The 26,533-nt window shown below is 55.8% G+C and carries 19 protein-coding genes; 9 read left to right on the forward strand and 10 right to left on the reverse strand.

Translation table 11 applies throughout. The features are described from left to right. Positions 1-55: 55 nt before the first annotated feature. The 5 genes from hslU to priA form a co-directional block, all read right to left on the reverse strand. On the reverse strand, positions 56-1,387 hold the full coding sequence (gene hslU, locus B2Q93_RS03775; protein ID WP_233804039.1) for an HslU--HslV peptidase ATPase subunit: 1,332 nt from the start codon (positions 1,385-1,387) through the stop codon (positions 56-58). A 9-nt stretch (positions 1,388-1,396) separates the two neighbouring features. Continuing rightward, a complete protein-coding gene (gene hslV, locus B2Q93_RS03780) occupies positions 1,397-1,927 on the reverse strand; it encodes an ATP-dependent protease subunit HslV (protein ID WP_003862036.1) in 531 nt (176 codons plus the stop codon). A gap of 94 nt (positions 1,928-2,021) precedes the next feature. Beyond that, the gene (gene ftsN, locus B2Q93_RS03785; RefSeq protein WP_046886214.1) at positions 2,022-3,023 is read right to left on the reverse strand and encodes a cell division protein FtsN; all 1,002 of its coding nucleotides are present in this window, start codon (positions 3,021-3,023) and stop codon (positions 2,022-2,024) included. Positions 3,024-3,105: 82 nt separating this feature from the next. Continuing rightward, complete coding sequence (cytR, locus tag B2Q93_RS03790) at positions 3,106-4,131, reverse strand: DNA-binding transcriptional regulator CytR (protein WP_212478597.1); 1,026 nt, start codon at positions 4,129-4,131, stop codon at positions 3,106-3,108. Positions 4,132-4,267: 136 nt separating this feature from the next. Next, entirely contained in the window at positions 4,268-6,463 is a 2,196-nt protein-coding gene (gene priA / locus B2Q93_RS03795) for a primosomal protein N' (protein WP_046886216.1), read from the reverse strand. A 201-nt stretch (positions 6,464-6,664) separates the two neighbouring features. Between priA and rpmE the strand changes: the two genes are divergently transcribed. Both rpmE and B2Q93_RS03805 read left to right on the forward strand, forming a co-directional pair. After that, positions 6,665-6,877, forward strand: coding sequence for a 50S ribosomal protein L31 (gene rpmE / locus B2Q93_RS03800; RefSeq protein ID WP_040078031.1), 213 nt, complete (start codon positions 6,665-6,667; stop codon positions 6,875-6,877). Positions 6,878-7,209: 332 nt separating this feature from the next. Continuing rightward, positions 7,210-7,890 (forward strand): oligogalacturonate-specific porin KdgM family protein, encoded by a 681-nt coding sequence (locus B2Q93_RS03805; protein WP_233804036.1) that lies wholly within the window; start codon positions 7,210-7,212, stop codon positions 7,888-7,890. Positions 7,891-7,959: 69 nt separating this feature from the next. On the opposite strand, the gene metJ is transcribed toward B2Q93_RS03805, so the two are convergent. Further along, positions 7,960-8,277: a met regulon transcriptional regulator MetJ gene (gene metJ, locus B2Q93_RS03810; protein ID WP_007369220.1), complete on the reverse strand. Its 318-nt coding sequence runs from the start codon at positions 8,275-8,277 to the stop codon at positions 7,960-7,962. 277 nt (positions 8,278-8,554) lie between these two features. Here metJ and metB point away from each other — a divergent pair, with 277 nt between their 5' ends. The 4 genes from metB (at position 8,555) to katG (ending at position 15,623) form a co-directional block, all read left to right on the forward strand. Next, complete coding sequence (gene metB / locus B2Q93_RS03815; RefSeq protein WP_040078034.1) at positions 8,555-9,715, forward strand: cystathionine gamma-synthase; 1,161 nt, start codon at positions 8,555-8,557, stop codon at positions 9,713-9,715. A gap of 2 nt (positions 9,716-9,717) precedes the next feature. Then, a complete protein-coding gene (locus tag B2Q93_RS03820; RefSeq protein ID WP_046886218.1) occupies positions 9,718-12,150 on the forward strand; it encodes a bifunctional aspartate kinase/homoserine dehydrogenase II in 2,433 nt (810 codons plus the stop codon). A gap of 258 nt (positions 12,151-12,408) precedes the next feature. After that, positions 12,409-13,296 (forward strand): methylenetetrahydrofolate reductase, encoded by an 888-nt coding sequence (gene metF, locus B2Q93_RS03825; protein WP_040078036.1) that lies wholly within the window; start codon positions 12,409-12,411, stop codon positions 13,294-13,296. Positions 13,297-13,442: 146 nt separating this feature from the next. Then, entirely contained in the window at positions 13,443-15,623 is a 2,181-nt protein-coding gene (katG, locus tag B2Q93_RS03830; protein WP_286931832.1) for a catalase/peroxidase HPI, read from the forward strand. A 53-nt stretch (positions 15,624-15,676) separates the two neighbouring features. Here the strand turns inward: katG and gldA are convergent, their stop codons facing one another. The 4 genes from gldA to argE form a co-directional block, all read right to left on the reverse strand. Beyond that, the gene (gene gldA / locus B2Q93_RS03835; RefSeq protein WP_286931833.1) at positions 15,677-16,780 is read right to left on the reverse strand and encodes a bifunctional L-1,2-propanediol dehydrogenase/glycerol dehydrogenase; all 1,104 of its coding nucleotides are present in this window, start codon (positions 16,778-16,780) and stop codon (positions 15,677-15,679) included. Between the two features lie 158 nt (positions 16,781-16,938). After that, positions 16,939-18,672, reverse strand: a complete 1,734-nt coding sequence (locus B2Q93_RS03840; protein ID WP_286772204.1) for a phosphoethanolamine transferase CptA — start codon at positions 18,670-18,672, stop codon at positions 16,939-16,941. A gap of 205 nt (positions 18,673-18,877) precedes the next feature. Next, positions 18,878-21,529 (reverse strand): phosphoenolpyruvate carboxylase, encoded by a 2,652-nt coding sequence (gene ppc / locus B2Q93_RS03845; protein ID WP_286931834.1) that lies wholly within the window; start codon positions 21,527-21,529, stop codon positions 18,878-18,880. Positions 21,530-21,832: 303 nt separating this feature from the next. Then, on the reverse strand, positions 21,833-22,984 hold the full coding sequence (gene argE / locus B2Q93_RS03850) for an acetylornithine deacetylase (RefSeq protein WP_207292625.1): 1,152 nt from the start codon (positions 22,982-22,984) through the stop codon (positions 21,833-21,835). A gap of 88 nt (positions 22,985-23,072) precedes the next feature. Here argE and argC point away from each other — a divergent pair, with 88 nt between their 5' ends. The 3 genes from argC (at position 23,073) to argH (ending at position 26,308) form a co-directional block, all read left to right on the forward strand. After that, positions 23,073-24,077: an N-acetyl-gamma-glutamyl-phosphate reductase gene (gene argC, locus B2Q93_RS03855; protein WP_040078044.1), complete on the forward strand. Its 1,005-nt coding sequence runs from the start codon at positions 23,073-23,075 to the stop codon at positions 24,075-24,077. 6 nt (positions 24,078-24,083) lie between these two features. After that, entirely contained in the window at positions 24,084-24,860 is a 777-nt protein-coding gene (argB, locus tag B2Q93_RS03860) for an acetylglutamate kinase (RefSeq protein ID WP_006808651.1), read from the forward strand. A 74-nt stretch (positions 24,861-24,934) separates the two neighbouring features. Next, the gene (argH, locus tag B2Q93_RS03865) at positions 24,935-26,308 is read left to right on the forward strand and encodes an argininosuccinate lyase (RefSeq protein WP_286809619.1); all 1,374 of its coding nucleotides are present in this window, start codon (positions 24,935-24,937) and stop codon (positions 26,306-26,308) included. Positions 26,309-26,533: the final 225 nt, after the last annotated feature.

The following is a 26,533-nucleotide window of genomic DNA, read 5'->3' on the forward strand; positions in this document are numbered from 1 at the left end:
ATAAAAATGGGGCTTTTCAGCCCCATCGTTTGTGATGAAAATGCAATGAACGCGATTATAGGATAAAACGGCTCAGATCTTCATCTGCTACTAAAGCATCAAGGTGCTTACTCACATAGTCGGCATCAATGGTAATACTCTGACCATTGAGATCGCTGGCATCGTAAGAGATATCTTCCATCAGACGCTCCAGCACGGTATGCAGACGACGTGCACCGATGTTTTCGGTGGTTTCGTTCACCTGCCATGCGGCCTGAGCGATACGTTTGATACCGTCTTCGGTGAATTCGATATTCACCCCTTCGGTCGCCATCAGCGCCTTGTACTGTACGGTTACAGAGGCGTTAGGTTCGGTCAGGATGCGCTCGAAATCTTCTGTGGTCAGCGCCTGCAGTTCTACACGGATTGGCAGACGACCCTGCAGTTCCGGGATCAGATCAGAGGGCTTCGCCACCTGGAATGCGCCGGAGGCGATAAACAGAATATGGTCGGTTTTCACCATGCCGTGCTTAGTGGAGACGGTGCAGCCTTCCACCAGCGGCAGCAAGTCACGCTGTACGCCTTCGCGAGAAACATCCGGGCCGGAGGATTCGCCGCGCTTACAGATTTTATCGATCTCATCGATAAACACGATACCGTGCTGTTCAACGGCGTCGATCGCGTCCTGCTTCAGCTCTTCCGGGTTAACCAGTTTTGCCGCTTCTTCTTCAATCAGCAGCTTCATGGCGTCTTTGATTTTCAGCTTACGCGGTTTTTGTTTCTGGCCGCCCAGGTTCTGGAACATAGACTGCAGCTGGCTGGTCATCTCTTCCATGCCTGGTGGAGACATGATTTCAACGCCCATCGGTGCCGCAGCGAGATCGATCTCAATCTCTTTGTCATCCAGCTGGCCTTCGCGCAGTTTTTTACGGAATGCCTGGCGTGCTGCAGAGGGCTCCTGAGGCTGTTCTGCCTGGCCCCAGTTGTTCTTCGCCGGTGGGATCAGAACGTCGAGAATACGCTCTTCGGCCATCTCTTCGGCGCGATAACGGTTTTTCTCGATGGACTGCACACGCACCATTTTAATCGCAGAGTCGGTCAGATCGCGGATGATGGAATCCACTTCTTTACCTACGTAGCCCACCTCGGTGAACTTGGTCGCTTCGACTTTGATAAACGGCGCATTGGCCAACTTTGCCAGACGACGAGCGATTTCGGTTTTACCGACACCGGTCGGGCCGATCATCAGAATGTTTTTTGGGGTCACTTCGTGGCGCAGATCTTCGTCAAGCTGCATACGGCGCCAGCGGTTACGCAGGGCAATCGCCACGGAGCGCTTAGCGTTGTCCTGGCCAATAATGTGTTTGTTCAGTTCGCTGACAATTTCGCGTGGGGTCATTTCAGACATGGGCGATCCTTACGCTTTAGACGGTAATTCTTCAATGGTGTGGTTGTGGTTGGTATAAATGCAGATATCACCTGCAATATCCAACGCCTTCACAGCGATATCGCGCGCGTTCATGTCGGTGTTTTCCAACAGTGCGCGGGCTGCGGCCTGGGCATACGGACCGCCAGAGCCGATAGCAATCAGATCATTTTCTGGCTGCACGACGTCACCGTTACCGGTGATGATCAGCGACGCGTTTTCATCCGCCACTGCCAGCAGCGCTTCAAGCTTGCGCAGCATACGATCGGTACGCCAGTCTTTCGCCAGCTCAACGGCGGCTTTCACCAGATGACCCTGGTGCATTTCCAGTTTACGTTCGAACAGCTCGAACAGCGTGAAGGCATCCGCAGTACCGCCCGCAAAACCGGCGATCACTTTGTCGTTATACAGACGGCGAACTTTTTTCACGTTGCCCTTCATGACGGTATTACCCAGCGTGGCCTGGCCATCACCGGCAATCACCACCTGGCCGTTACGGCGTACACTTACTATTGTTGTCACGAGCAGACCCCCTGGTTACAAATTCGGGAAACAGATGCCCTGAGCCAGTGCTCAGGGCTGAATAGAATGATAGATGGGGGAGATTTTGGGGGTTTCAACCCCCGGATGCGAGTCGGATACAGTTTGTGTGGCCCGCGACTTTCAGACGGGAAATGGTGCCATCGGCATTTTCTTTGCCTTTCACCGGGCCGATTACCACGCGATTCCAGCCGTTATTGGTGGTGATGCGTGAATCAAATCCTTCAAACGCCAGCTGAGCACGTACGGTTTCCGCCTGCTCTGCCCCTTTAAACGAACCACACTGTACCATCCAGCGACGTTCATCTTTTTTCTCAGCCGTTTGCTTCGGCGCCTCGGTCTCTTTGGTAACCGGTGCGGCCTGCTGCGTTTTCGGCTGCTGTGCGGTGGTATGCGCCGGTGTTTGCAGCAAATCCTGATACGGCTGGGCCGCTTGCTTTTGCGGCTGCGCTTTTGGCTGCTGGGCAGGCTGCGTCTGTACCGTGCGCGTTTGCTGCTGCGGCTGCTGATAAGGCTGTTCCGTCACGCGCGGCTGCGTGCGAGGCTGCTGTACCGGCTGGGTTTGCGACCACTGCTGCTGCTGTTGTTGCTGCTGGACCTGAGCCTGACGCTGACGCTGCAACGTTTGCTGACGCTGCGCGGGCGTTTGTTCATTCCACGGGACTTCGTTCAGCTGCGTTGGCTGCTGGCGCATGTCGGCCTGCATCTGAGCCAATAGCTGACGCTGTTCGTTCGTGAGCTGATCGGCGTTCTTCACCTCCCCTCCGGCGGAGGGTTCGGTTGGCGCACGCACGCCTGGCTGGCGACTTTCCAGCTCTTTGATATAACGCCAGCGCTCTTCAGGTTTTGGCGGCAGGCCGTTTCCGGCGACTTTGCTGCCCTGAAGCGCCTCAGTCTCTTCTTTTTTATGATGCGTAATAAAGTACAGGCCGCCAATAAAAGCCACCACGACAGCCGCGGCAATTGCGATCATCGCAGGCGAGACAGCAGGCAGGTTCCGTTGCTGTTTCTTTGGGCTACTCTTTTTGCGTCGCGAAGGTGCCGGCTGGCCGCGACGTACATAATCTCGTTGTGCCACTATCGTTTCGCTGTATTTATTCGTTTGTCAGCCCGTCATGTTACTTAAGCGACGGGCCTTTGACCAGATAAGGGAGTCTGATTTACGTCAGCGCCCGCGTAGAACCGCGAACGATCAATTCGCAATCCAGTAAACGCGATCCACTGCTGACCGTCTGGCCATTCAGCTGATCGAGCAGCAGGAGCATCGCTTCACGGCCAATCTCAAAGCGAGGTTGGGCCACGGTTGAGAGCGGCGGATCGCAAAACTCAGACAAGGAGATGTTATCAAAACCAATGATGGAGAGATCCTGGGGCACCCGCAGACCCTGGCGTTTGGCACAGGAGAGCGCCCCCAGCGCCATCACATCGCTATGGCAGAAGACCGCCGTTGGCGGTTCCGGCAGCGCCAGCAGCGTCTCTAACGCCAGCCCGCCAGCGGCAAAGGTAAAATCGCCGCGGGCGATGTAGTGGGGATCCACCGTTGCGCCCGCACGGCGCAGCGCCTGGACGTATCCCTGCAGGCGGTAGTGACACAGCGGCATCTCTTCTGGCCCGGCGATGCAGCCAATGCGTTTATGCCCCAGCTCTTGCAGATAATTCACGGCATTAAAGGCGGCGGTGAGGTTATCAATGTGAACCGTCGGCAGCTCCAGTTCAGGCGCAAATTCATTAGCCATGACCATCGGCGGCAGATTGCGTTGCTCTTCGATGCTGGCATCGAAAGGCAAGCGTGAGCCGAGCAGTAACATGCCGTCGATCTGCTTGGTAATGATCAAATCGATAAAGGTCTTTTCCTGCTGATTTTGATGAGCACAATCGCCAATCAGCACCAGATAGCCTTTCGCCGCAGCGGTGACTTCAATACCGCGAATGATTTCGCTAAAGAAGGGATCGCAGATATCCGGCACGATGACCAGAATGGTGCGGGATTCGTTACGTTTGACGTTACGTCCCATTGCCTGAGGCAGATAACCTACCTCGAGAGCCGCCTGTTCTACGCGATTACGCGTAGATTGAGAGACTTTATCGGGGTTCATTAATGCGCGGGATACGGTTGCCGTCGAGACTTTCGCCTTCATGGCAACATCTTTCATGGTCGCCGGAGCAACCTCTTTCCTGGACTTCAACGTCTTCTCCTCACAGGCGCATCACCGATCTACTGAATTACCCCATTTTTTATCAGATAGTTTATGGAATCGGTTACAGAATTTTCATAAAAAGTGTGATGCACATTGAATTTTACGATCCCCCTCTCATTGCGGTTCAGCTTTCGATGGGATCGACGTCCAGCATCCACTTCACTTTGCGCGCTTCAGGTAAGGTATTGATGAGCGCTAAGGTTCCGCTGACGATGTGTTGTAAGCGAATACGAGAGGGGTGCTGAAGCAAAATCTGCCAGCGATAGCGTCCGCCGCGTTTTGGCGCCAGGGCGGGTACCGGCCCGAGGATCCAGAGCTGATTGTCTACCAGCGGGCTGGCTTGCAACAGATTCCGTAGCTGCTGCAGGAACAGGGGAGCCTGCTGATTATTATGATCTTCTGCCCGGATAATGACATGGCTGGTCCATGGCGGTAACTGCAGCGATTGCCGCTCTGCCAGCGCCTGCTCGGCAAAGGCGTCGTAGCCCTTTTGCAGCAAGGTTTGCAGCAGCGGATGCTCGGGATGGTGAGTTTGCAGCACCACTTCGCCCTGTTTACCCGCACGTCCTGCACGTCCCGCCACCTGGGTGTACAGCTGGGCGAAGCGCTCCGCAGAGCGGAAATCCGCCGAGAAGAGCGCGCCATCCACGTCCAGCAGCGCAACCAGCGTCACGTCCGGGAAGTGGTGCCCCTTCGCCAGCATCTGGGTGCCGATCAAAATGCGGGCACCGCCGCGATGTACTTCGGCCAGGTGCTGCTCCAGCGCACCCTTACGGCTGGTGGTGTCCCGGTCAATGCGTGAGATAGGTACATTCGGGAAAAAGGGGCTGAGCGCCTGCTCAAGCTGCTCGGTGCCTAACCCTACCGGCACCATATGTGTGGAGCCGCAAGAGGGGCACTGGCGTGGTATTGGCCGCTGGCTATCGCAGTGGTGGCAGCGCAAATGATGCTGCGCCTGGTGCAGAGTATAATAGTGGTCGCAGCGCGGGCACTCGGCGATCCAGCCGCAATCATGGCACAGCAGTGCCGGCGCAAAACCGCGACGGTTGAGAAACAGAATGACCTGGTTATCCGCCTGCAGATGTTGACGCATACGCGCGATCAGCGCCGGTGCTAATCCCGCCTGCACCTGCTGACCTTTTAAATCGAGCACATGCTGCGTTGCCGGTCGGGCATTCCCCGCGCGGCGGGTCAGGCGCAGCATATGGTACTTACGCTGGCGCACATTATGCAGGGTTTCCAGCGCGGGCGTGGCGGAGCCAAGAATAATCGGGATCTGCTCGCTATGGGCACGGTACACCGCCAGGTCGCGGGCGTGATAACGCCAGCCCTCTTGCTGTTTATAAGAGCTGTCGTGCTCTTCATCGATAACAATGACGCCCAGATTCTTGAAAGGGGTAAACAGAGAAGAGCGAGTACCAATAACAATCGCCGCTTCACCATTTTTCGCCTTCAGCCAGGCACTGAGACGCTCGCTGTCGTTCAGGCCGGAGTGCAACACTTCAACCGGCGCATTAAAACGCTCGCGAAAGCGGGCGATGGTTTGCGGCGTCAGGCCGATCTCCGGCACCATCACCAGCGCCTGCTTGCCCTGAGCAAGGACGTTTTCCAGCACGCTAAGATAAACTTCTGTTTTACCTGAGCCGGTCACGCCTGCCAGCAGCCATGCAGAGAAGCGATCCGATGCGCTATGAATAGCGCCTACCGCCGTCGCCTGCTCGGTATTAAGCCGCAGTCGATCACCCGCCACGGAGAAGCCGTTACGCCAGTCCTGAATGGCCGGGGCTTCACTTGCCAGTTCACACAGCCCTTTTTTACGCAGCGCTTGCAGCGCGGCGTCATTAAATTCCAGATCTTCAACCTGATGGCGCCAGATACGCCCCTGACGCAATGCTGCCAACGCCTGCTGCTGTTTTGGCGAGCGCTTCAGGCTGTTGATATCCACCGCCTGACCCTGCTCGGTGGCAAACCAGTACCACTGAGGGGCATGGCGGGCATTTTTGCCCTGTCGCAGCAGGATCGGTAGCGCATGGAAGAGCACGTCGCCCAGCGGATGGTGGTAATAATCGGCGGCCCAGAGCAGTAACCGCCATACGCTGGCGGAGAAGACGGGTTCGTCGTCCAGTACCTCGACCACGCTTTTCAGTTCGCTTCTCGGCAGCTCACTTTGCTCACTGACTGAGACCACAATCCCTACCCGCTGCTGCTTACCGAACGGCACGTTCACGCGGCAGCCAGCCTGAGCAACCATGCCGTCGGGCAGCAGGTAATCAAAGGTGCGGGGAAGCGGAACGGGCAGGGCAACGTGAGCAACGGGCATCGAATCTTCCTGACTTGAAAAGTGGCGCGTTAGTATACACATTAGTGAAAGGCGGCGTGCGGATCAGTTTGCATCGCCTGGTTAAATTCTGTATGATTCGCCGCCTTTGGTGTACTTTACGCCAAAGAACTTACATTCAACATCGCGTGGTGTCTGGCGTTAGGGCTGGAAGAGCGACGCGGCCTTTACTGAGGTTCTCCCATGAAAAAAGATATTCACCCGAAATACGAAATGATTACTGCAAACTGCTCTTGCGGTAACGCTATCCAGATCCGCTCCACCGTGGGCCACGATCTGAACCTGGACGTGTGCGGTAAATGCCACCCGTTCTACACTGGTAAGCAGCGTGATGTTGCAACCGGTGGCCGTGTTGACCGCTTCAACAAGCGTTTCAGCATCCCGGGCGCGAAATAAGCTTCCAGAAGAAACCGCCTACGGGCGGTTTTTTTTATGCCTGCAATATACTGACTGAATAATTAACTTCTTTTTATTTAAATTAAAAATCATTATTTTCCATTACTCTCTTTTTATATTTCCCACTCAAATATTTGTCTGGCTTATTCTTTAACAGAGGGTGATATTTATCTCTGTTTTCTTGATCTCTTTGCCACGCATTTATTCTGGGTGTCCAAATATAAAAGGTTTCCCGCTTCGGGTAATTCTACACTTCGCTCGTGTCTTGTTTTTATTTTGCCATTTTTTAGCGATGGCATTCAGGATTGAATATAGACTTCGAGGGAATTGTTATGAAAATGAAGCCACTTTTATTACTGCTTCCATTTCTATCGTGCGCGGCGCAGGCAGGGTATGTAGATTACCGCCACGAGTATTATGATGATGGACGTAACTACGACCGCGTGTACATGTCACACCGCTTTGGAACGGGCTTTGGCGTGGCGGTCGAGGGTGTCGCACGTTCTGATAATAAGCAGTCAAACGACGCGCTCAATAATATGGAAAGTAATAGCAGTGAATATACGGCGAGTTATCAGTTTGGCTGGCAAGGTTTACTCTGGCAACCGGGCATTGCCGTGGAGATGGGCGAAGACATGGCAATTTATAAACCCTATTTACGCGTACAGTACGCTATAAATGAGAACTGGTGGACAGCATTTCGCTACCGTACGGAATATACGCGGCGTAATGCGCAGGGGCGAGATGACCGTATGGTTTATCGCCCAGAAATTTGGTTGGGTTATAATATCGATAATGTCATGCTCGAACTTAACGGCCTCTATAAGTTCGCAGATAATGAAAATCTATATAATAATAAAAAAGAGGATTACGAATATAACTTCCGCGTGGCCTATAAAATAGATTCCTGGGTGCCCTTTGCAGAGGTGGGCAATGTCGCGTCCGGATACAACACGGCGACAACCGACGATCGTCAAACCCGTTTTCGTATGGGCTTAGGCTACAACTTCTAAGAAGCCATCCCGCTGAGTCGGCTCAGCGGGATCGCATTTTATCGTCAGGGCTGATTCAGCCTGGCTGCCTTAGTATTCCCACGTATCCGGGTCGATGCCCAGTTCACGCATGATCACCTTCGCCTCTTCCGGAATTTCATCACTGCGCTCTTTGCGCAGATCTTCATCGTTAGGCAAGGGCTGACCGGTAAACGCATGCAGGAACGCTTCGCACAGCAGTTCACTGTTAGTGGCGTGACGCAGGTTATTCACCTGACGACGCGTACGTTCATCGGTGAGGATCTTCAACACCTTCAGAGGAATGGAAACCGTAATTTTTTTTACTTGTTCACTCTTCTTACCGTGCTCAGCGTATGGGCTGATATATTCGCCGCTCCATTCAGCCATGAGATACCTTTAATCCTCTAAGTCATTAATATGAGGCCAATGCCGCAGCGACTGCCGGGGCCGGGGCCATAATCCCGCGTAGTTTACCGTAGAGACGCCGCTGTGACACGGATATTGCCTCTGCGTTATGCGCTAAAGCATATAATTTTAACGGCTATTTGCGTATTGCTCAATCTATACGCAAAGAAGTTTAGATGTCCAGATGTATTGACGTCCATATAATCAATGTTTACTCTGATGCCTGACTTTTCATCCATTAAGCCAGGAAGCCTTCACCATGACGCGTAAACAGGCCACCATTGCAGTGCGTAGCGGATTGAATGACGACGAGCAGTATGGCTGCGTCGTCCCGCCGATTCATCTCTCCAGTACCTATAACTTCACCGGATTTAATGAACCGCGCGCGCATGACTACTCGCGTCGTGGCAATCCTACGCGTGATGTCACCCAGCGTGCGCTGGCAGAACTGGAAGGCGGCGCCGGCGCGGTACTGACCAATACTGGCATGTCGGCTATTCATCTTGTCACCACGGTGTTCCTGAAACCTGGCGATCTGCTGGTGGCCCCGCACGACTGCTACGGCGGCAGTTACCGTCTGTTTGACAGCCTGGCAAAACGGGGTTGCTACCGCGTCTTGTTTGTCGATCAGGGGGATGAGCAGGCGCTAAAACAGGCGCTGGCAGAGAAGCCAAAGCTGGTTTTAGTGGAAAGTCCAAGCAATCCGCTGTTGCGCGTCGTCGATATTGCACAAATTTGTCAGCTCTCAAGGGATGCGGGAGCGATAACTGTAGTGGATAATACCTTCCTCAGTCCTGCGCTGCAGAATCCGTTAGCGCTGGGTGCGGACCTGGTATTGCATTCATGTACTAAATACCTGAACGGCCACTCTGACGTGGTCGCCGGGGTAGTGATTGCAAAGGATCCTGAGCTTGTCACCGAACTGGCATGGTGGGCGAATAACATCGGCGTCACCGGCAGTGCGTTTGACAGCTACCTGCTGCTGCGTGGACTGCGCACCCTGTCGCCGCGTATGGAAGTGGCGCAGCGTAATGCCCAGGCGATTGTCGATTTCCTGAAGACCCAGCCGCTGGTGAAAAAGCTCTATCACCCGTCGCTGCCGGAAAATCAGGGACACGAGATTGCGGCCCGTCAACAAAAGGGCTTTGGTGCGATGTTAAGTTTTGAACTGGATGGCGACGAGCAGACGCTGCGTCGCTTCCTGAGCGGGTTGTCACTGTTTACGCTGGCGGAATCATTAGGGGGCGTTGAAAGCTTAATCTCCCACGCCGCAACAATGACCCACGCTGGCATGGCGCCAGAAGCGCGTGCCGCCGCCGGGATCGCTGAGACGCTACTACGCATCTCAACCGGTATTGAAGATTGTGAAGATTTAATTGCCGATCTGGAAAATGGCTTCCGGGTCGCAGCCAAGGGGTAATCATGAGTGTGATAGCGCAGGCAGGGGCGAAGGGTCGTCAACTGCACAAGTTTGGTGGTAGTAGTCTTGCTGATGTGAAATGTTACCTGCGGGTCGCGGGGATCATGGCGGAATATTCGATGCCGGGGGACATGATGGTTGTCTCTGCGGCGGGCAGCACCACCAACCAGTTGATTAGCTGGCTGAAATTAAGCCAGACCGATCGTCTCTCTGCGCATCAGGTACAACAGTCATTACGCCGTTACCAGAGCGAACTGATCGCCGGTTTGCTGCCTGCCGAGGTGGCGGATGGCCTGATCAGTACCTTCATTCACGATCTCGAACGTCTGGCCGGCTTGCTGGATAGCGGCGTGACCGATGCGGTTTACGCTGAAGTGGTTGGCCACGGCGAGGTCTGGTCTGCGCGGCTAATGGCGGCCGTTCTGGAACAACAAGGTCTTGAAGCCGCCTGGCTTGATGCGCGTGACTTCCTGCGCGCCGAACGCGCTGCGCAGCCGCAGGTGGATGAAGGCTTGTCCTATCCGCTGCTGCAACAGTTGTTGGTACAGCATCCGGGTAAACGCATCGTCGTGACCGGTTTTATCAGCCGCAGCAACGCGGGCGAAACCGTGCTGCTGGGGCGTAACGGCTCTGACTATTCGGCAACCCAAATCGGTGCGCTGGCGGGGGTTAACCGCGTCACCATCTGGAGCGACGTCGCCGGCGTGTACAGTGCCGACCCGCGTAAAGTTAAAGACGCCTGTCTGCTGCCGCTTCTGCGTCTGGACGAAGCCAGCGAGCTGGCGCGTCTGGCCGCACCGGTTCTGCATGCGCGCACCCTGCAGCCGGTTTCCGGCAGCGATATCGATCTACAACTCCGTTGCAGCTACACCCCGGATCAGGGCTCTACCCGCATCGAACGCGTGCTGGCCTCCGGTACCGGCGCACGTATTGTGACCAGCCATGATGATATCTGCCTGATTGAGTTCCAGGTGCCGGCGGGGCAGGACTTTAAGCTGGCGCATAAAGATATCGATCTGGTTCTGAAGCGTGCCCAGGTGCGTCCGCTGGCCGTTGGCGTGCATAACGACCGTCAGCTGCTGCAGTTCTGCTATACCGCAGAAGTGGCGGACAGCGCCTTAAAAATTCTGGATGAAGCAGGCCTGCCGGGCGAACTTCGTCTGCGCCAGGGGCTGGCGCTGGTAGCGATGGTCGGTGCGGGCGTCACCCGCAACCCGCTGCACTGCCACCGTTTCTGGCAGCAACTGAAAGGCCAGCCGGTGGAGTTCACCTGGCAGTCGGAAGAGGGCATTAGCCTGGTTGCCGTGCTGCGTAAAGGGCCGACCGAAAGTCTGATTCAGGGGCTACACACCTCGCTGTTCCGCGCGGAAAAGCGTATTGGCCTGGTACTGTTCGGCAAAGGTAACATCGGTTCTCGCTGGCTTGAGCTGTTTGCTCGCGAGCAGACAACCCTGTCGGCGCGTACCGGCTTCGAATTTGTGCTGGCGGGGGTGGTGGACAGCCGCCGTAGCTTGCTGAACTACGAAGGGCTGGATGCCAGCCGGGCGCTCGCGTTCTTCAACGACGAAGCGGTCGAGCAGGATGAAGAGTCGCTCTTCCTGTGGATGCGAGCGCATCCGTATGACGATTTAGTGGTGCTGGACGTCACCGCCAGTGAGCAGCTGGCCGATCAGTACCTGGATTTTGCCAGCCACGGTTTCCACGTGATTAGCGCGAACAAACTGGCCGGGGCGAGCAATACCGATAAATATCGCCAAATCCACGATGCGTTTGAAAAAACGGGTCGCCACTGGCTTTATAACGCCACCGTGGGGGCCGGTTTGCCGGTGAACCACACGGTGCGTGATTTGATTGAAAGCGGCGACAGCATCCTGGCTGTCAGCGGCATCTTCTCCGGTACGCTCTCCTGGCTGTTCCTGCAGTTTGACGGTACCGTGCCCTTTACGGACCTGGTGGATCAGGCATGGCAGCAGGGGTTGACCGAACCGGATCCGCGCGTCGATCTCTCCGGGAAAGACGTGATGCGTAAACTGGTCATTGTGGCGCGCGAAGCGGGCTACGATATCGAACCCAGCGCCGTACGTGTCGAATCGCTTGTGCCTGCTGGATGCGAGGAGGGCTCTGTCGATCACTTCTTCGAGAACGGTGACGAGCTGAACGCGCAAATGGTGCAACGTCTGGAAGCCGCGCGTGAGATGGGGCTGGTGCTGCGCTACGTGGCGCGCTTCGATGCCAACGGTAAAGCCCGCGTCGGGGTAGAAGCCGTGCGTCCGGAGCATCCGCTGGCGGCGCTGCTGCCATGTGATAACGTCTTTGCCATTGAAAGCCGCTGGTATCGCGATAACCCACTGGTGATCCGTGGGCCTGGCGCGGGGCGCGATGTCACCGCTGGTGCCATTCAGTCAGATATCAACCGTCTGGCGCAGCTGCTGTAATCTTGCAGGTTCTCTCCCCGCCAGGGGAGGGAACCATCTTCTCCCTCTCCCTGAGGGAGAGGGCCGGGGTGAGGGTGGACAGACCGCACCCAAACCCCACCATGAACTCCCTTCATCTCCCCTGAGTATTCCTCACCGTCAATGATGATTATTTCTGTTGACGCCACTCCACTTTTCCGTCATTTTTACATCTGGACGTCTAAACGTATAGAAGTTCAAAGCATAACAAACAACCACACGCGATTGATGAGGTAAGGTATGAGCTTTTTTCACGCCAACCAGCGGGAAGCCCTGAATCAGAGCCTGGCAGAAGTAAATGGCCAGATTAATGTCTCTTTTGAATTTTTCCCGCCGCGCACCAGTGAAATGGAGCAAACCCTGTGGGCCTCTATCGATCGCCTTAGCAGCCTGAAGCCTAAGTTTGTCTCCGTAACCTATGGGGCTAACTCCGGTGAGCGTGACCGTACGCACAGCATCATCAAAGGCATTAAAGAGCAAACCGGTCTGGAAGCCGCTCCGCACCTGACCTGCATCGACGCCACCCGCGAAGAACTGAGTGCGATTGCCAGAGATTACTGGAACAACGGTATTCGTCATATCGTTGCCCTGCGCGGCGATCTCCCGCCGGGAAGCGGTAAACCCGAGATGTACGCGACCGATCTGGTTGCCTTACTGAAAGAGGTCGGTGATTTTGATATCTCCGTTGCGGCTTATCCGGAAGTGCATCCGGAAGCGAAAAGCGCCCAGGCGGACCTGCTGAATCTGAAGCGCAAAGTGGATGCCGGTGCCAGTCGTGCCATCACTCAGTTCTTTTTCGATGTAGAGAGTTACTTGCGCTTTCGTGACCGCTGCGTCTCTGCGGGTATCGACGTTGAAATCATTCCGGGCATTCTGCCGGTCTCTAACTTTAAGCAGGCGAAGAAATTTGCCGACATGACCAACGTGCGCATTCCACACTGGATGTCCAAAATGTACGAAGGTCTGGATGACGATGCAGAAACCCGCAAGCTGGTGGGGGCAAGTATCGCTATGGATATGGTGAAGATCTTGAGCCGGGAAGGGGTGAAAGACTTCCACTTCTATACCCTGAACCGTGCGGAGATGAGTTACGCCATCTGCCACACGCTGGGCGTTCGTCCGGCGTAATCTTTAAAATATCCCAATATTTTGCAAGGTTTTTAAGCGGGCGATAAGTTAAAAGGAATTAACTATCGAATCTGTGGATCAATTCAACTATCTCTTATCGCTGGTGGTGTATATCGTAACGGTAACACTCTAAAGGGAGCACAGCGATGAGCACGTCAGACGATACTAATAAAGCGTCATCTATGGGTAAATGCCCGTTCCATCAGGGCGGCGTTGACCATAGCGCGGGTGCGGGCACGGGCAATAAAGAATGGTGGCCTAAACAACTCCGCATCGATCTTCTTAATCAGCACTCCAGTCGTTCGAACCCTTTGGGTGAAGATTTCGACTACCGCAAAGAATTTAGCAAACTTGATTACTCTGCCCTGAAAGGCGATCTCAAAGCACTGCTAACTGACTCCCAACCCTGGTGGCCTGCCGACTGGGGTAGCTACGCGGGACTCTTTATTCGCATGGCCTGGCACGGTGCAGGTACCTATCGTTCTGTTGACGGACGTGGCGGCGCCGGACGTGGCCAGCAGCGCTTTGCGCCGCTGAACTCCTGGCCGGATAACGTCAGCCTGGATAAAGCGCGCCGCCTGCTGTGGCCAATCAAACAAAAATATGGCCAGAAAATCTCCTGGGCCGATCTCTTTATCCTCGCCGGGAACGTGGCGCTGGAGAATTCCGGCTTCCGTACCTTTGGTTTTGGCGCCGGGCGTGAAGACGTCTGGGAGCCGGATCTGGATGTGAACTGGGGTGATGAAACGGCCTGGCTCAAGCACCGTGACCCGGAAGCACTGGCGAAGCGCCCGTTAGCGGCGACAGAAATGGGGCTGATTTACGTTAACCCGGAAGGGCCAAATGCCAGCGGTGACCCGCTGTCAGCGGCGGCGGCTATTCGCGCGACCTTTGGCAACATGGGGATGAACGATGAAGAGACCGTCGCGCTGATCGGCGGGGGGCACACGCTGGGTAAAACCCACGGCGCCGGGGAAGCCACGCACGTGGGCACCGATCCTGAGGCGTCCCCAATCGAAGCGCAGGGCCTGGGGTGGACCAGCACGCACGGCACCGGTATTGGCGCAGACGCTATTACCTCCGGGCTGGAGGTCATCTGGTCACAAACGCCGACCCAGTGGAGCAACTACTTCTTCGAGAACTTATTCAAATATGAGTGGGTGCAGACCCGCAGCCCGGCAGGGGCGATCCAGTTTGAAGCTGTCGACGCACCGGATGTGATGCCGGACCCGTTCGACCCGTCGAAAAAGCGCAAACCAACCATGCTGGTAACCGATCTGACCCTGCGCTTTGATCCGGAATTCGAGAAAATTTCCCGTCGCTTCCTGAACGATCCGCAGGCCTTTAACGAAGCGTTCGCGCGGGCGTGGTTCAAACTGACGCACCGCGACATGGGGCCGATTTCACGTTATCTCGGGCCGGAAGTGCCAAAAGAAGAGCTTATCTGGCAGGATCCCCTGCCGAAGCCGATCTATAACCCGACGCAGGAAGATATCAACGCCCTGAAGGCAGAGATTGCCGCTGCGGGTCTACCGGTGAGCGAACTGGTCTCCGTGGCCTGGGCCTCTGCGTCCACCTTCCGCGGTGGTGATAAACGCGGCGGTGCGAACGGTGCACGCCTGGCGCTGGCTCCGCAGCGCGACTGGGATGTGAACGCCGCAGCGGTGCGTGCCTTACCGGCGCTGGAAGCCATCCAGCGCAGTGCGAATAAAGCGTCGCTGGCCGATATCATCGTGTTGGCGGGTGTGGTGGGCGTTGAGCAGGCTGCGAAAGCGGCGGGCGTTTACGTTACTGTGCCGTTTACGCCGGGCCGCGTGGATGCTCGTCAGGATCAGACGGATATCGAGATGTTTAACCTGCTCGAACCGATTGCCGACGGCTTCCGTAACTATCGTGCGCAGGTTGATGTTTCCACCACCGAGTCCCTGCTGATTGATAAAGCGCAGCAGCTGACCCTAACGGCGCCGGAAATGACCGCACTGGTAGGCGGCCTGCGCGTGCTGGGCGCCAACTTCGACGGCAGCAAAAACGGTGTCTTTACCGATCGTCCGGGCGTGCTCAGCAATGATTTCTTCGTCAACCTGCTGGATATGGGGACACAGTGGAAAGCGACCGACGATTCTAACGAGCTGTTTGCCGGCAGCGACCGCGCCAGCGGCGAGGTGAAATATACCGCCTCTCGCGCGGACCTGGTGTTCGGCTCAAACGCCGTACTGCGCGCGCTGGCAGAAGTTTACGCCAGCAGCGATGGTCACGAGAAGTTTGTGAACGACTTCGTGGCGGCCTGGGGACGCGTCATGAACCTTGACCGTTTCGATCTGAAGTAAACCGACGTCATAAAAAAATCCCCGCTTCGGCGGGGATTTTTTATATCAGACGTTTATTCCCACTCATGCAGGAAGCGTTGGCCATACTGGTCTGCCACCAGCAGCGCGGCATAAACCTGATCCGACGTCGCTCCGCCAGGCATGTTATGAATCGTTTCGCCTTCAGCGCAGGCTGCTTCAGCCACCAGGCGCATTTTCACGGGGATATCGGTTTTGATATCCAGCTGTGCCAGGGTAATGGGCAGGCCGACGCTGTGGCACAGCGCCGCGACGGTTTCGATCTCTTCTACCGGTGCGTTCTCCAGCACCAACTGAGTCAATGTCCCAAATGCCACCTTTTCGCCGTGATAATAGTGATGCGCATCCGGCAGGGCCGTTAAGCCGTTGTGGATGGCGTGAGCGGCAGCCAGACCGCCGCTTTCAAAGCCCACGCCGCTCAGGTAGGTGTTGGCTTCAATTACATGCTCCAGCGCCGGCGTAACTACGTGCTGTTCAGCGGCCAGCATCGCTTTTTCGCCCTCTTCAATTAGCGTGTTGTAGCACAGTTCGGCCAGCGCCAGCGCGGCACGCGTACATTTGCCGCCCGCCATGGTGGTGGCGCCGCTGCGTGAACAGGCCCGCGCCTCAAACCAGGTGGCCAGCGCATCGCCAATACCGGCTGCCAGAAGACGTGCCGGGGCACCGGCCACCACGCGGGTATCCACAATGACGATATTGGGGTTATGAGGCAGCATCAGGTAGCGGTCAAACTCGCCTTCATCGGTATAAATAACGGAGAGCGCGCTGCATGGCGCATCGGTTGAGGCGATGGTAGGGGCGACGGCGACGGGCACATCCATAAAGTGGGCCAGTGCTTTTGCAGTATCCAGGGTTTTGCCGCCGCCGATGCCCAGCACGGCCTGGCACTCTGCCCCTTGTGCCAGCTTGCGCAGGCGATCAATTTCATTTTGCGAACATTCGCCGCCAAACGGCACAATCTCAACCTGCAGTTCAGCCTCGTTAAAGCTCTGACGGATAGTCTCTTCGGCAAACGCCAGCACAAACTTATCGCCGACCACCAGCCAGCGGGGAGCCAGCGGTTTCAGGTAGTCACCGAGGCGGGAGAGCACATCAGCGCCCTGAATGTATTTGCCTGGCGATTGAATAATACGGTCCATAACATGTCTCCTTTAGAGAGTGAGGTGACAAACGCGTTTTGCAGTGAGTTAAAACTGACTCTACCGCCGGGGAGGCGAGCATTTGTTGCGCTACATCTAAAGGGGAAAAGATTGGGAATAAAAAAAGGCCACCCTGACTGGATGGCCTTTTGTACAGGTTACTGGTTTCCGACCTGATCGCCATGCGGCAGGCTATCGTAGTCAATCAGTCCATTTTTCTTATACGGATTGCCAATCCAGCGGGTGGTCTCTTTGAATGCCGGGCTGGTGATGGAACGCGTAGAATCGTATCCGTCATAGGTTAGGCCCGCTAAATCTGACCAGGTATGAATCAGCTCAGAGCTGCTGTATTTACGGTTAACATCCTGCGAGAAATCGCGTGGATGTGCGGCTTGCCACTTCTCTGACGTCCAGAGCAGGAACGGTACCGTATACATATGACGCGTTGGATTGTCTTCGTTACGACCCTGTGTCTTGTGCGGCGGCGTGTCATACACCTCCTCACCATGATCGGAGAAGTAAAGGAGGAAGCCGTTCGGATCCGTCGCTTTGTAATCTTTGATCAGGCTGGCGACGACCATGTCGTTATAACGGTTGGCATTATCATAATCGTTATAAGACTCTTGCTCCTCCGGGCTTAGACCCGCCGGCAGATGATCGGTTTTGCCGTCAAAGTAGCCTTTGTCTTCCGGGTAGCGGAACTTGTACTTAATATGGGTTCCAAGCAGATGCACGATGATGAATTTCTTCGGTGCCGGGTCTGCCATCACCTCTTTAAACGGCGCCAGCACGTTGGTGTCGTATTCACGCGCACTCTGGGTACGTTGCTGGTTCATATAGAACTGTTTGTCGGTCTGTTTAGAGAAGACCGTCAACATGGTATTACGGGCGGTCATCGTCTGCTGGTTGGTGATCCAGAAGGTTTTATACCCGGCCTGTTTCATCATGTTCATCAGCGACGGTTGGGTCAGGTAAAGGTCCGGGTGCTTCTCGTTGGCAAAGGTCAGCGCCTGTTGCAGGATCTCAATGGTGTAGGGACGAGACGTCACCACATTATTAAAGACCGTCAGACCAGGATCGCTTTTGTGCAGCGCATCCAGCTCCGGCGTGGTGTCACGCGGATAGCCATACAAGCTCATGCGGCCACGCTGGGTGGATTCCCCAATCACCAGCACCAAAGTGCGCGGTGCATCGCCCGAGCTGTCTTTAAAATTAGCCAGCGGCGGCAGGGCATCATTTTCATTGAGCAGACTATTCAGTGACGTTAACTGCTGACGATACTGATAATACCCCGAGATAAACTGCCACGGCGCTGCCGGCTCCATACGGGATGCCAGGCCGTTGAGCGTTTTTTCAAATGGCTTATTGTTGATGACGCTATTCATCACAATCGGGTGCAGAATCAGACCATACAGCAAGGCAAAAGGAACCACCCAGCGCCATGGCGAAGGAACATACACCGGGCGCAGGCGTGTCCACAGGAAAATTGCCGTCGCGGTATAGGCCAGCGCCACGAGAATAATTTTCAGACTGAAGTACTGGCTCAGATATTCACTGGCTTCGTTCGCATTCGATTCAAACATCACGAACAGTACGCTTTGCGAGAACTCCTGCCCATAAATGACGTAATAACTCAGTGCCGCCAGCGAGGTTGCCCACAGCACGACGCCAATGACTGCCGCAATGGCACGAATACGGGCCGGGAAGAGTATGACCGGGATAAGCCATAACGAGCTGAATAGCAGCGAATCGCGCAGACCGTTGGTGCCGCTGTAGCCGCTGATGCAAATGGTTACCTGAAGTAATGTAGAAAAGAACCAAAAATAGAGCAGCGCCCAGGCCAGGGCTTTCCAGCTAAACGCAGGTTTAGTCTGGGAGGAGGAGAGTTGCATGATGGTTGCCTGTCTTTAAACGTATCGCCAACGTAGCGACTAAACCTTAAGGGAACCTGAAGCAGAGCGATTTAGACCGCCTGAAGCCGGATGAAACCCATTAAGGGGATAAAAGAGAGGCAAAATATATTGAATTCGAATTGTTTATGACAGAAAAATTTCAGGTAACCCTCGCACAATAGCACGAGGGTACCTAAGTTATTGATTAGCCTGTGTTACGCATGCCTGCCGCCACGCCGGCAATGGTGACCATCAGGGCCTGCTCGACACGGGGATCCGGTTCCGCACCTTCTTCCTCGGCTCTACGGGAGCGGTATAACAGCTCTGCCTGCAGCACATTCAGCGGGTCGGTGTAGATATTGCGTAGCTGGATGGACTCGGCAATCCACGGCAGGTCTGCCATGAGATGAGAGTCGTTGGCGATATCCAGTACCACCTTGATATCGCCTTCCAGGAGTTCACGCAGCTCTTTACCCAGCGTCCACAGCTCGGGTTTTACCAGACGCTGGTCGTAGTATTCTGCCAGCCACAGATCGGCTTTCGAGAAGACCATCTCCAGCATACCCAGGCGGGTAGAGAAGAACGGCCAGTCGCGGCACATGCTCTCCAGTTCGCTCTGTTTGCCATCTTCCACCACTTTTTGCAGCGCCGCGCCCGCACCCAGCCAGGCCGGAAGCATCAGGCGGTTCTGCGTCCAGGCGAAGATCCACGGAATGGCACGCAGCGACTCGACTCCACCGGTCGGGCGACGTTTAGCCGGACGTGAACCCAGCGGCAGCTTGCCCAGTTCCTGCTCAGGCGTGGCGGAACGGAAGTAAGGCACAAAATCTTTATTTTCTCGCACGTAGCCGCGGTACATCTCGCAGGAGATATCTGACAGCTCGTCCATGATGCGGCACCAGGCCTCTTTCGGCTCCGGCGGTGGCAGCAGGTTGGCTTCCAGAATGGCGCTGGTGTAGAGCGACAGGCTGCTGATGGTTACCTCTGGCAGACCATATTTGAAGCGGATCATTTCGCCCTGCTCGGTGACGCGCAGGCCCCCTTTCAGGCTGCCTGGCGGTTGAGAGAGCAGCGCCGCATGCGCAGGTGCGCCGCCACGTCCGATAGAACCACCGCGACCGTGGAACAGGGTCAGTTCAATGCCCGCTTTTTCACAGGTTTTGATCAGCGCATCTTGCGCCTGGTACTGCGCCCAGGATGCCGCCATCACACCCGCATCTTTTGCGGAGTCGGAATAGCCAATCATCACCATCTGCTTGCCCTGAATAAAGCCGCGATACCAGTCGATATTCAGTAACTGGGTCATCACGTCGTTGGCGTTGTTCAGGTCGTCGAGGGTTTCAAACAGCGGCGCCACCGGCAGGGCATAGTCGATACCGGCTTCTTTGAGCAGGAGGTGAACACCCAGCACGTCGGACGGGGTTTTCGCCATTGAAATCACGTAGGCGGCCACCGATCCTTTCGGTGCATCCACGATCGCTTTACAGGTATTGAGCACTTCGCGGGTGTCGTTACTTGGCTCCCAGTTGCGTGGCAGCAGCGGGCGCTTGGAGTTCAGTTCACGGATCAGGAATGCCTGTTTGTCGGCTTCTGACCAGCTTTCATAGTCGCCGATGCCGAGATAGCGGGTCAGTTCGCCCAGCGCTTCGGTATGACGGGTGCTCTCCTGACGCACGTCGATACGTACCAGCGGCACGCCGAAACACTTCACGCGGCGCAGGGTGTCGAGCAGCTCGCCGTTGGCGATGATGCCCATTCCACAGGCCTGCAGGGATTTATAACAGGCGTATAGCGGCTCCCAGAGCTGTTCATTCTGGCTCAACAGCCCTTCTGGTTTCGGCAGGCGCTGGCCTTTCAGGCGCGCTTCAAGCCAGGTCTGCGTTGCCATGAGTTGTCCACGCAGTTTTTTCATCAGGTAACGATAGGGCTCGCTGGCACCTTCTTCACCGGCCAGCTCGCGCAGTTCCGGAGTGGCTTCTACCATCGACAGTTCGGAGATAAGCACCTGGATATCTTTCAGGAACAGGTCGGTCGCTTTCCAGCGGCTCAGCAGCAGCACGTGGCGGGTGATATCCGCCGTGACGTTCGGGTTACCGTCGCGGTCGCCGCCCATCCAGGAGGTAAAGCGCACCGGTACGAAATCGACCGGCAGGCGGTAGCCGAGGTTCTCTTCCAGCTGTTCGTTCAGCTCGCGCAGGTAGTTAGGTACCCCTTCCCACAGGCTGTTTTCCACCACCGCAAAGCCCCATTTGGCTTCGTCTACCGGGCTTGGGCGGTGCTTACGAATTTCATCGGTATGCCAGGACTGGGCAATCAGCTGGCGCAGACGGCGCATCAGCTGGTTGCGCTCGTAATCGACAATATCTTTGTTATCGAGCTGCTTAAGGCAGTTATTCACTTCCACCATTTTGTGAATCAGCGTACGACGGGTGATCTCGGTCGGGTGGGCGGTGAGCACCAGTTCCAGCGACAGTGATTCAACCGCTTTTTTGATGGTCGCTTCGTTGAGATCGGGCTGGTCTTTGAGTTTTCTGAGCGTGCGGGCAATCACTTCCGGGTTGCTGGCCGCTTCGCCATGCGGCGAAATGCTGTGGTACTGCTCTGCGGTGTTCGCCAGGTTCAGGAACTGGCTAAACGCGCGGGCAACGGGCAAGAGTTCATCGTTAGAAAGATTCTGCAGCGTTGTGAGCAGCTCCTGACGATTGGCCTCGTTTCCTGCGCGGGAAGATTTCGACAACTTACGGATAGTTTCAACACGGTCGAGAATGTTCTCGCCCAGGGCATCCTTGATGGTATCTCCCAGCACCTTGCCGAGCATACTGACATTACTACGCAACGCGGAATATTGTTCGTTCATAAAAACCCAGTCACCCCATCATTTTTGTTTATGCCCTTTCAGCAATCTGACGGACATTATTTTGTCATCTCCCTTTATAAAGCCACGTAAAACCCCCGTCGTCAATTGCTGCGAAAACGGTTCAGCAAACGAAAAAATGCAGGCAATTTACGAAATTTAATTCGCTTTGTGTCAGATAAGAGATGCTTATGAGAATGTGATGGAGATCGCGGGAAATTTCCCTTCACTTAACCCTCTCCCACGGGGAGAGGGTATTCAAATACCCTCGTCACTTTGGGAAGAGAGCAGGGTGAAGAGGCAGTTTTAATGCCAGCAGAAGTGATGCACAACCTGGGTTATTAATTCGCGGGTAGGTTTGATAAAGCGGGTTTCCAGATACTCATCCGGCTGGTGGGCCTGGTTGATGGAACCCGGGCCAAGCACCAGCGTCGGGCACAGGGTCTGAATAAACGGCGCTTCGGTGCAGTAGTTCACCACGTCGGTTTTCTCACCCAGCAGCTTTTCCACCACCTCAACCAACTGGTGGTCAGGCGGGCATTCGTAGCCAGGGATCGGCGGATGCAGCTCAGAGACCGTCAGACGGCCCGGCCAGCGCTCGCTTACCGGGGCCAGTGCTTCATTCAGCAGGCCGTCGAGATCGCTCAGCGTCATGCCCGGTAGCGGACGAATGTCCATATGCAGCTCACAGCAGGCGCAGATGCGGTTAGACGCATCGCCGCCGTGCAGGCTGCCAAGATTCAGCGTTGGGTAAGGAACGGTGAAGGCATCATAGTGATAACGCTCCTTCAGGTCATCACGCAGCGTCATGATGCGGCCAATGGCATCGTGCATCAGTTCAATGGCGTTTACTCCACGCGCCGGATCGCTCGAATGGCCAGACTGACCCATCACGCGTACCGCGGTGGAGATATGGCCTTTATGGGCGCGAATCGGCTGCAGGGAGGTGGGCTCGCCAATAATAGCGCAATCAGGGCGGATTGCGGTGTTTTCGGAGAAGTAGCGTGCCCCCGCCATGCTGGTCTCTTCATCGGCGGTCGCCAGAATATAGAGCGGCTTTTTAAGCGTCGTCACGTCCACGTCACGCAGTGCGTCGAGAATAAAGGCGAAGAAGCCTTTCATGTCGGCGGTGCCCAGCCCGTAGAGTTTGTTCTCATGTTCGGTCAGGGTGAAGGGATCGCGTGTCCAGCGGCCATCGTCAAAGGGTACGGTATCGGTATGCCCGGCCAGTAATAAACCACCAGCGCCCTGGCCGGTACTGGCCAGCAGATTGAATTTGTTGCGCGTACCGGGAACGGGCTGAACTTCCACCTTAAAGCCGAGATCGCTGAACCAGCCTGCAAGCAGATTGATTAAAGTCTCATTACTTTGATCCAGCGCTTCTTCCGTTGCACTGATTGACGGTGTGGCAATCAGGGCGCGGTAAATCTCGATAAATGGTGGCAAATTCATTTTCATTGTTGACATACCTTAGGTCGTGATAGTATCAATATTCATGCAATAAATGTGAATAAAAATACACTAACGTTGAGCATAAAGGAACCCGATGTTGAATACGCTGATTGTAGGTGCTAGCGGCTATGCGGGCGCAGAGCTGGTTAGCTACGTGAATCGCCATCCTCATATGACCATAACCGCTTTGACCGTGTCAGCGCAAAGCAATGATGCCGGAAAATTAATTTCTGATTTGCATCCGCAGCTTAAGGGCATCGTGGATCTGCCGCTGCAGCCGATGTCCGACATCAGTGAATTTACCGACGGCGTGGACGTGGTGTTTTTAGCCACCGCACATGAGGTCAGCCACGACCTGGCACCGCAATTTTTGGCGGCCGGCTGCGTGGTGTTCGACCTTTCTGGCGCGTTCCGCGTTAATGACGCCGGGTTCTATGAGAAATATTATGGTTTCACGCATCAGCACCCGGATCTGCTTGAAAAAGCAGTGTATGGTCTGGCGGAGTGGAGCGCAGAGAAAGTAAAAGAAGCTAATCTGATTGCCGTGCCGGGCTGTTATCCGACTGCAGCACAGCTTTCGTTGAAACCGCTGATCGACGCGCATCTGTTGGATCTGACCCAGTGGCCGGTGATCAATGCCACCAGTGGCGTGAGCGGAGCCGGGCGCAAAGCCGCCATCTCTAACAGCTTCTGTGAAGTGAGCCTGCAACCGTACGGCGTGTTCAATCATCGCCATCATCCGGAAATTACCACCCATCTGGGCGCAGAGGTGATTTTTACTCCGCATCTGGGCAGCTTCCCGCGTGGGATCCTCGAAACCATTACCTGCCGCCTGCAGCCGGGCGTGACGCAAGAACAGGTGAAAGAGGCCTTTACGCATGCCTATGCAGATAAACCGCTGGTGCGTCTGTATGACAAAGGCGTGCCGGCGCTGAAAAACGTCGTCGGCCTGCCGTTCTGCGATATCGGCTTTGCCGTCCAGGGCGAGCATCTCATTGTGGTGGCGGCAGAGGATAACTTACTTAAAGGCGCTGCCGCGCAAGCCATGCAGTGTGCCAATATTCGTTTCGGCTTCCCTGAAACGCAGTCTCTTATTTAAGGTGTGATGATGAATCCATTAATTATCAAACTCGGTGGCGTACTGCTGGATAGTGAAGAAGCGCTGGAGCGTCTTTTTACCGCGCTGGTGAACTACCGTGAGTCGCATCAGCGTCCGCTGGTGATCGTGCACGGTGGCGGCTGCGTAGTGGATGAGCTGATGAAAGGGCTCAACCTGCCGGTGAAAAAGAAAAACGGCCTGCGCGTTACCCCTGCCGACCAGATTGACATCATTACCGGTGCGCTGGCGGGGACGGCCAATAAAACGCTGCTGGCGTGGGCGAAGAAGCATCACATTGCTTCCGTTGGCCTTTATCTGGGCGATGGCGACAGCGTAAAAGTGACCCAGCTCGATGAAGAGCTCGGCCACGTTGGACTGGCGCAGCCTGGTTCGCCTAAGCTGATCAACACTCTGTTGGAAGGCGGGTTCCTGCCGGTGGTGAGCTCTATCGGCGTGACCGAAGAGGGCGAGCTGATGAACGTCAACGCAGACCAGGCAGCTACCGCGCTGGCGGCAACATTGGGCGCAGACCTGATCCTGCTCTCTGACGTGAGCGGCATTCTGGACGGCAAAGGCCAGCGCATCGCGGAGATGACCGCAGCAAAAGCCGAGCAGCTGATTGACCAGGGCATTATCACCGACGGCATGATTGTGAAAGTGAACGCGGCGCTGGATGCTGCCCGCACGCTGGGCCGCCCGGTAGATATCGCCTCCTGGCGCCACGCTGAGCAACTGCCGGCGCTGTTCAATGGCACGCCGATTGGCACGCGTATTCTGGCATAACCATTTATTGATTTACCGCAGGCCGGGAACGCGACGCGACACCCGGCAGAACTAACGAATAAAGGAAGCATGTTATGGCACTTTGGGGTGGGCGTTTTACACAGGCAGCGGATCAACGTTTCAAACAGTTCAACGACTCTTTGCGCTTTGACTACCGCCTGGCCGAACAGGATATCGTCGGCTCTGTGGCCTGGTCCAAAGCGCTGGTCACCGTGGGCGTACTGACCACAGACGAACAGCTGCAGCTGGAAGAGGCGCTGAATAATCTGCTGGAAGAGGTGCGTCTGGATCCACAGCAAATCCTCCAGAGTGATGCCGAAGATATACACAGCTGGGTGGAAGGCAAGCTGATCGACAAAGTCGGCCAGTTGGGCAAAAAACTGCACACCGGCCGTAGCCGTAACGACCAGGTGGCGACCGATCTGAAGCTGTGGTGTAAAGAGACCGTCGCTGAGCTGCTGGCCGCGACCCGTCAGCTGCAGAGCGCGCTGGTGGAGACCGCGCAGAACAACCAGGACGCGGTGATGCCGGGTTATACCCACCTGCAGCGCGCGCAGCCGGTGACTTTTGCTCACTGGTGTCTGGCCTACGTAGAGATGCTGGCACGTGATGAAAGCCGTCTGCAGGATACGCTGAAACGTCTGGATGTTAGCCCGCTGGGTAGCGGTGCGCTGGCTGGCACCGCTTATGAAATTGACCGTGAACAGCTGGCAGGCTGGCTGGGCTTTGCCTCCGCCACCCGTAATAGCCTGGACAGCGTCTCTGACCGCGACCACGTGCTGGAGCTGCTCTCCAATGCTTCGATCGGGATGGTTCACCTGTCGCGCTTTGCCGAAGACCTCATCTTCTTCAACTCCGGTGAAGCCGGGTTTGTTGAGCTGTCAGACCGCGTGACCTCCGGCTCTTCTCTGATGCCGCAGAAGAAAAACCCGGATGCGCTGGAGCTGATCCGCGGCAAGTGCGGCCGCGTGCAGGGCGCGCTGACCGGCATGATGATGACCCTGAAAGGGCTGCCGCTGGCGTACAACAAAGATATGCAGGAAGACAAAGAAGGGCTGTTCGACGCGCTCGACACCTGGCTGGATTGCCTGCATATGGGCGCGCTGGTGCTGGACGGCATTCAGGTGAAACGTCCGCGCTGCCAGGAGGCGGCTCAGCAGGGTTATGCCAACTCGACCGAGCTGGCAGATTACCTGGTAGCGAAAGGCGTACCCTTCCGTGAAGCGCACCACATTGTGGGCGAAGCGGTGGTCGAAGCGATCCGTCAGGGGAAACCGCTGGAGGATCTGCCCCTGACTGACCTGCAAAAATTCAGTGCGGTGATTGGAGAGGATGTTTATCCGATTCTGGCGCTGCAGTCGTGCCTGGATAAGCGTGCGGCCAAAGGCGGCGTATCGCCGAAGCAGGTGGCCCAGGCCATTGCCGATGCGAAAAACCGCCTGGTCTGATTAATGCGGGCTGGTGCCCTCACCCCGGCCCTCTCCCACGGGGAGAGGGTGCAAACACTAAAATGGCAGCTTCGGTTGCCATTTTGCTTTTATCCCCGGGCTTTTTTACGCAAAAAAAATGCGGACCACGGGGTCCGCAAAAGTTCACGTTGGCTTTAGTTGTTCGAGTTTGAGAGAAACTCGTTTGACGGGCGGGGACGTCAAGGGTCAAACACGTACCGCCTC

This window comes from Leclercia sp. UBA5958, assembly GCF_002430365.1.
Taxonomy (GTDB): Bacteria; Pseudomonadota; Gammaproteobacteria; order Enterobacterales; family Enterobacteriaceae; genus Enterobacter; species Enterobacter pneumoniae.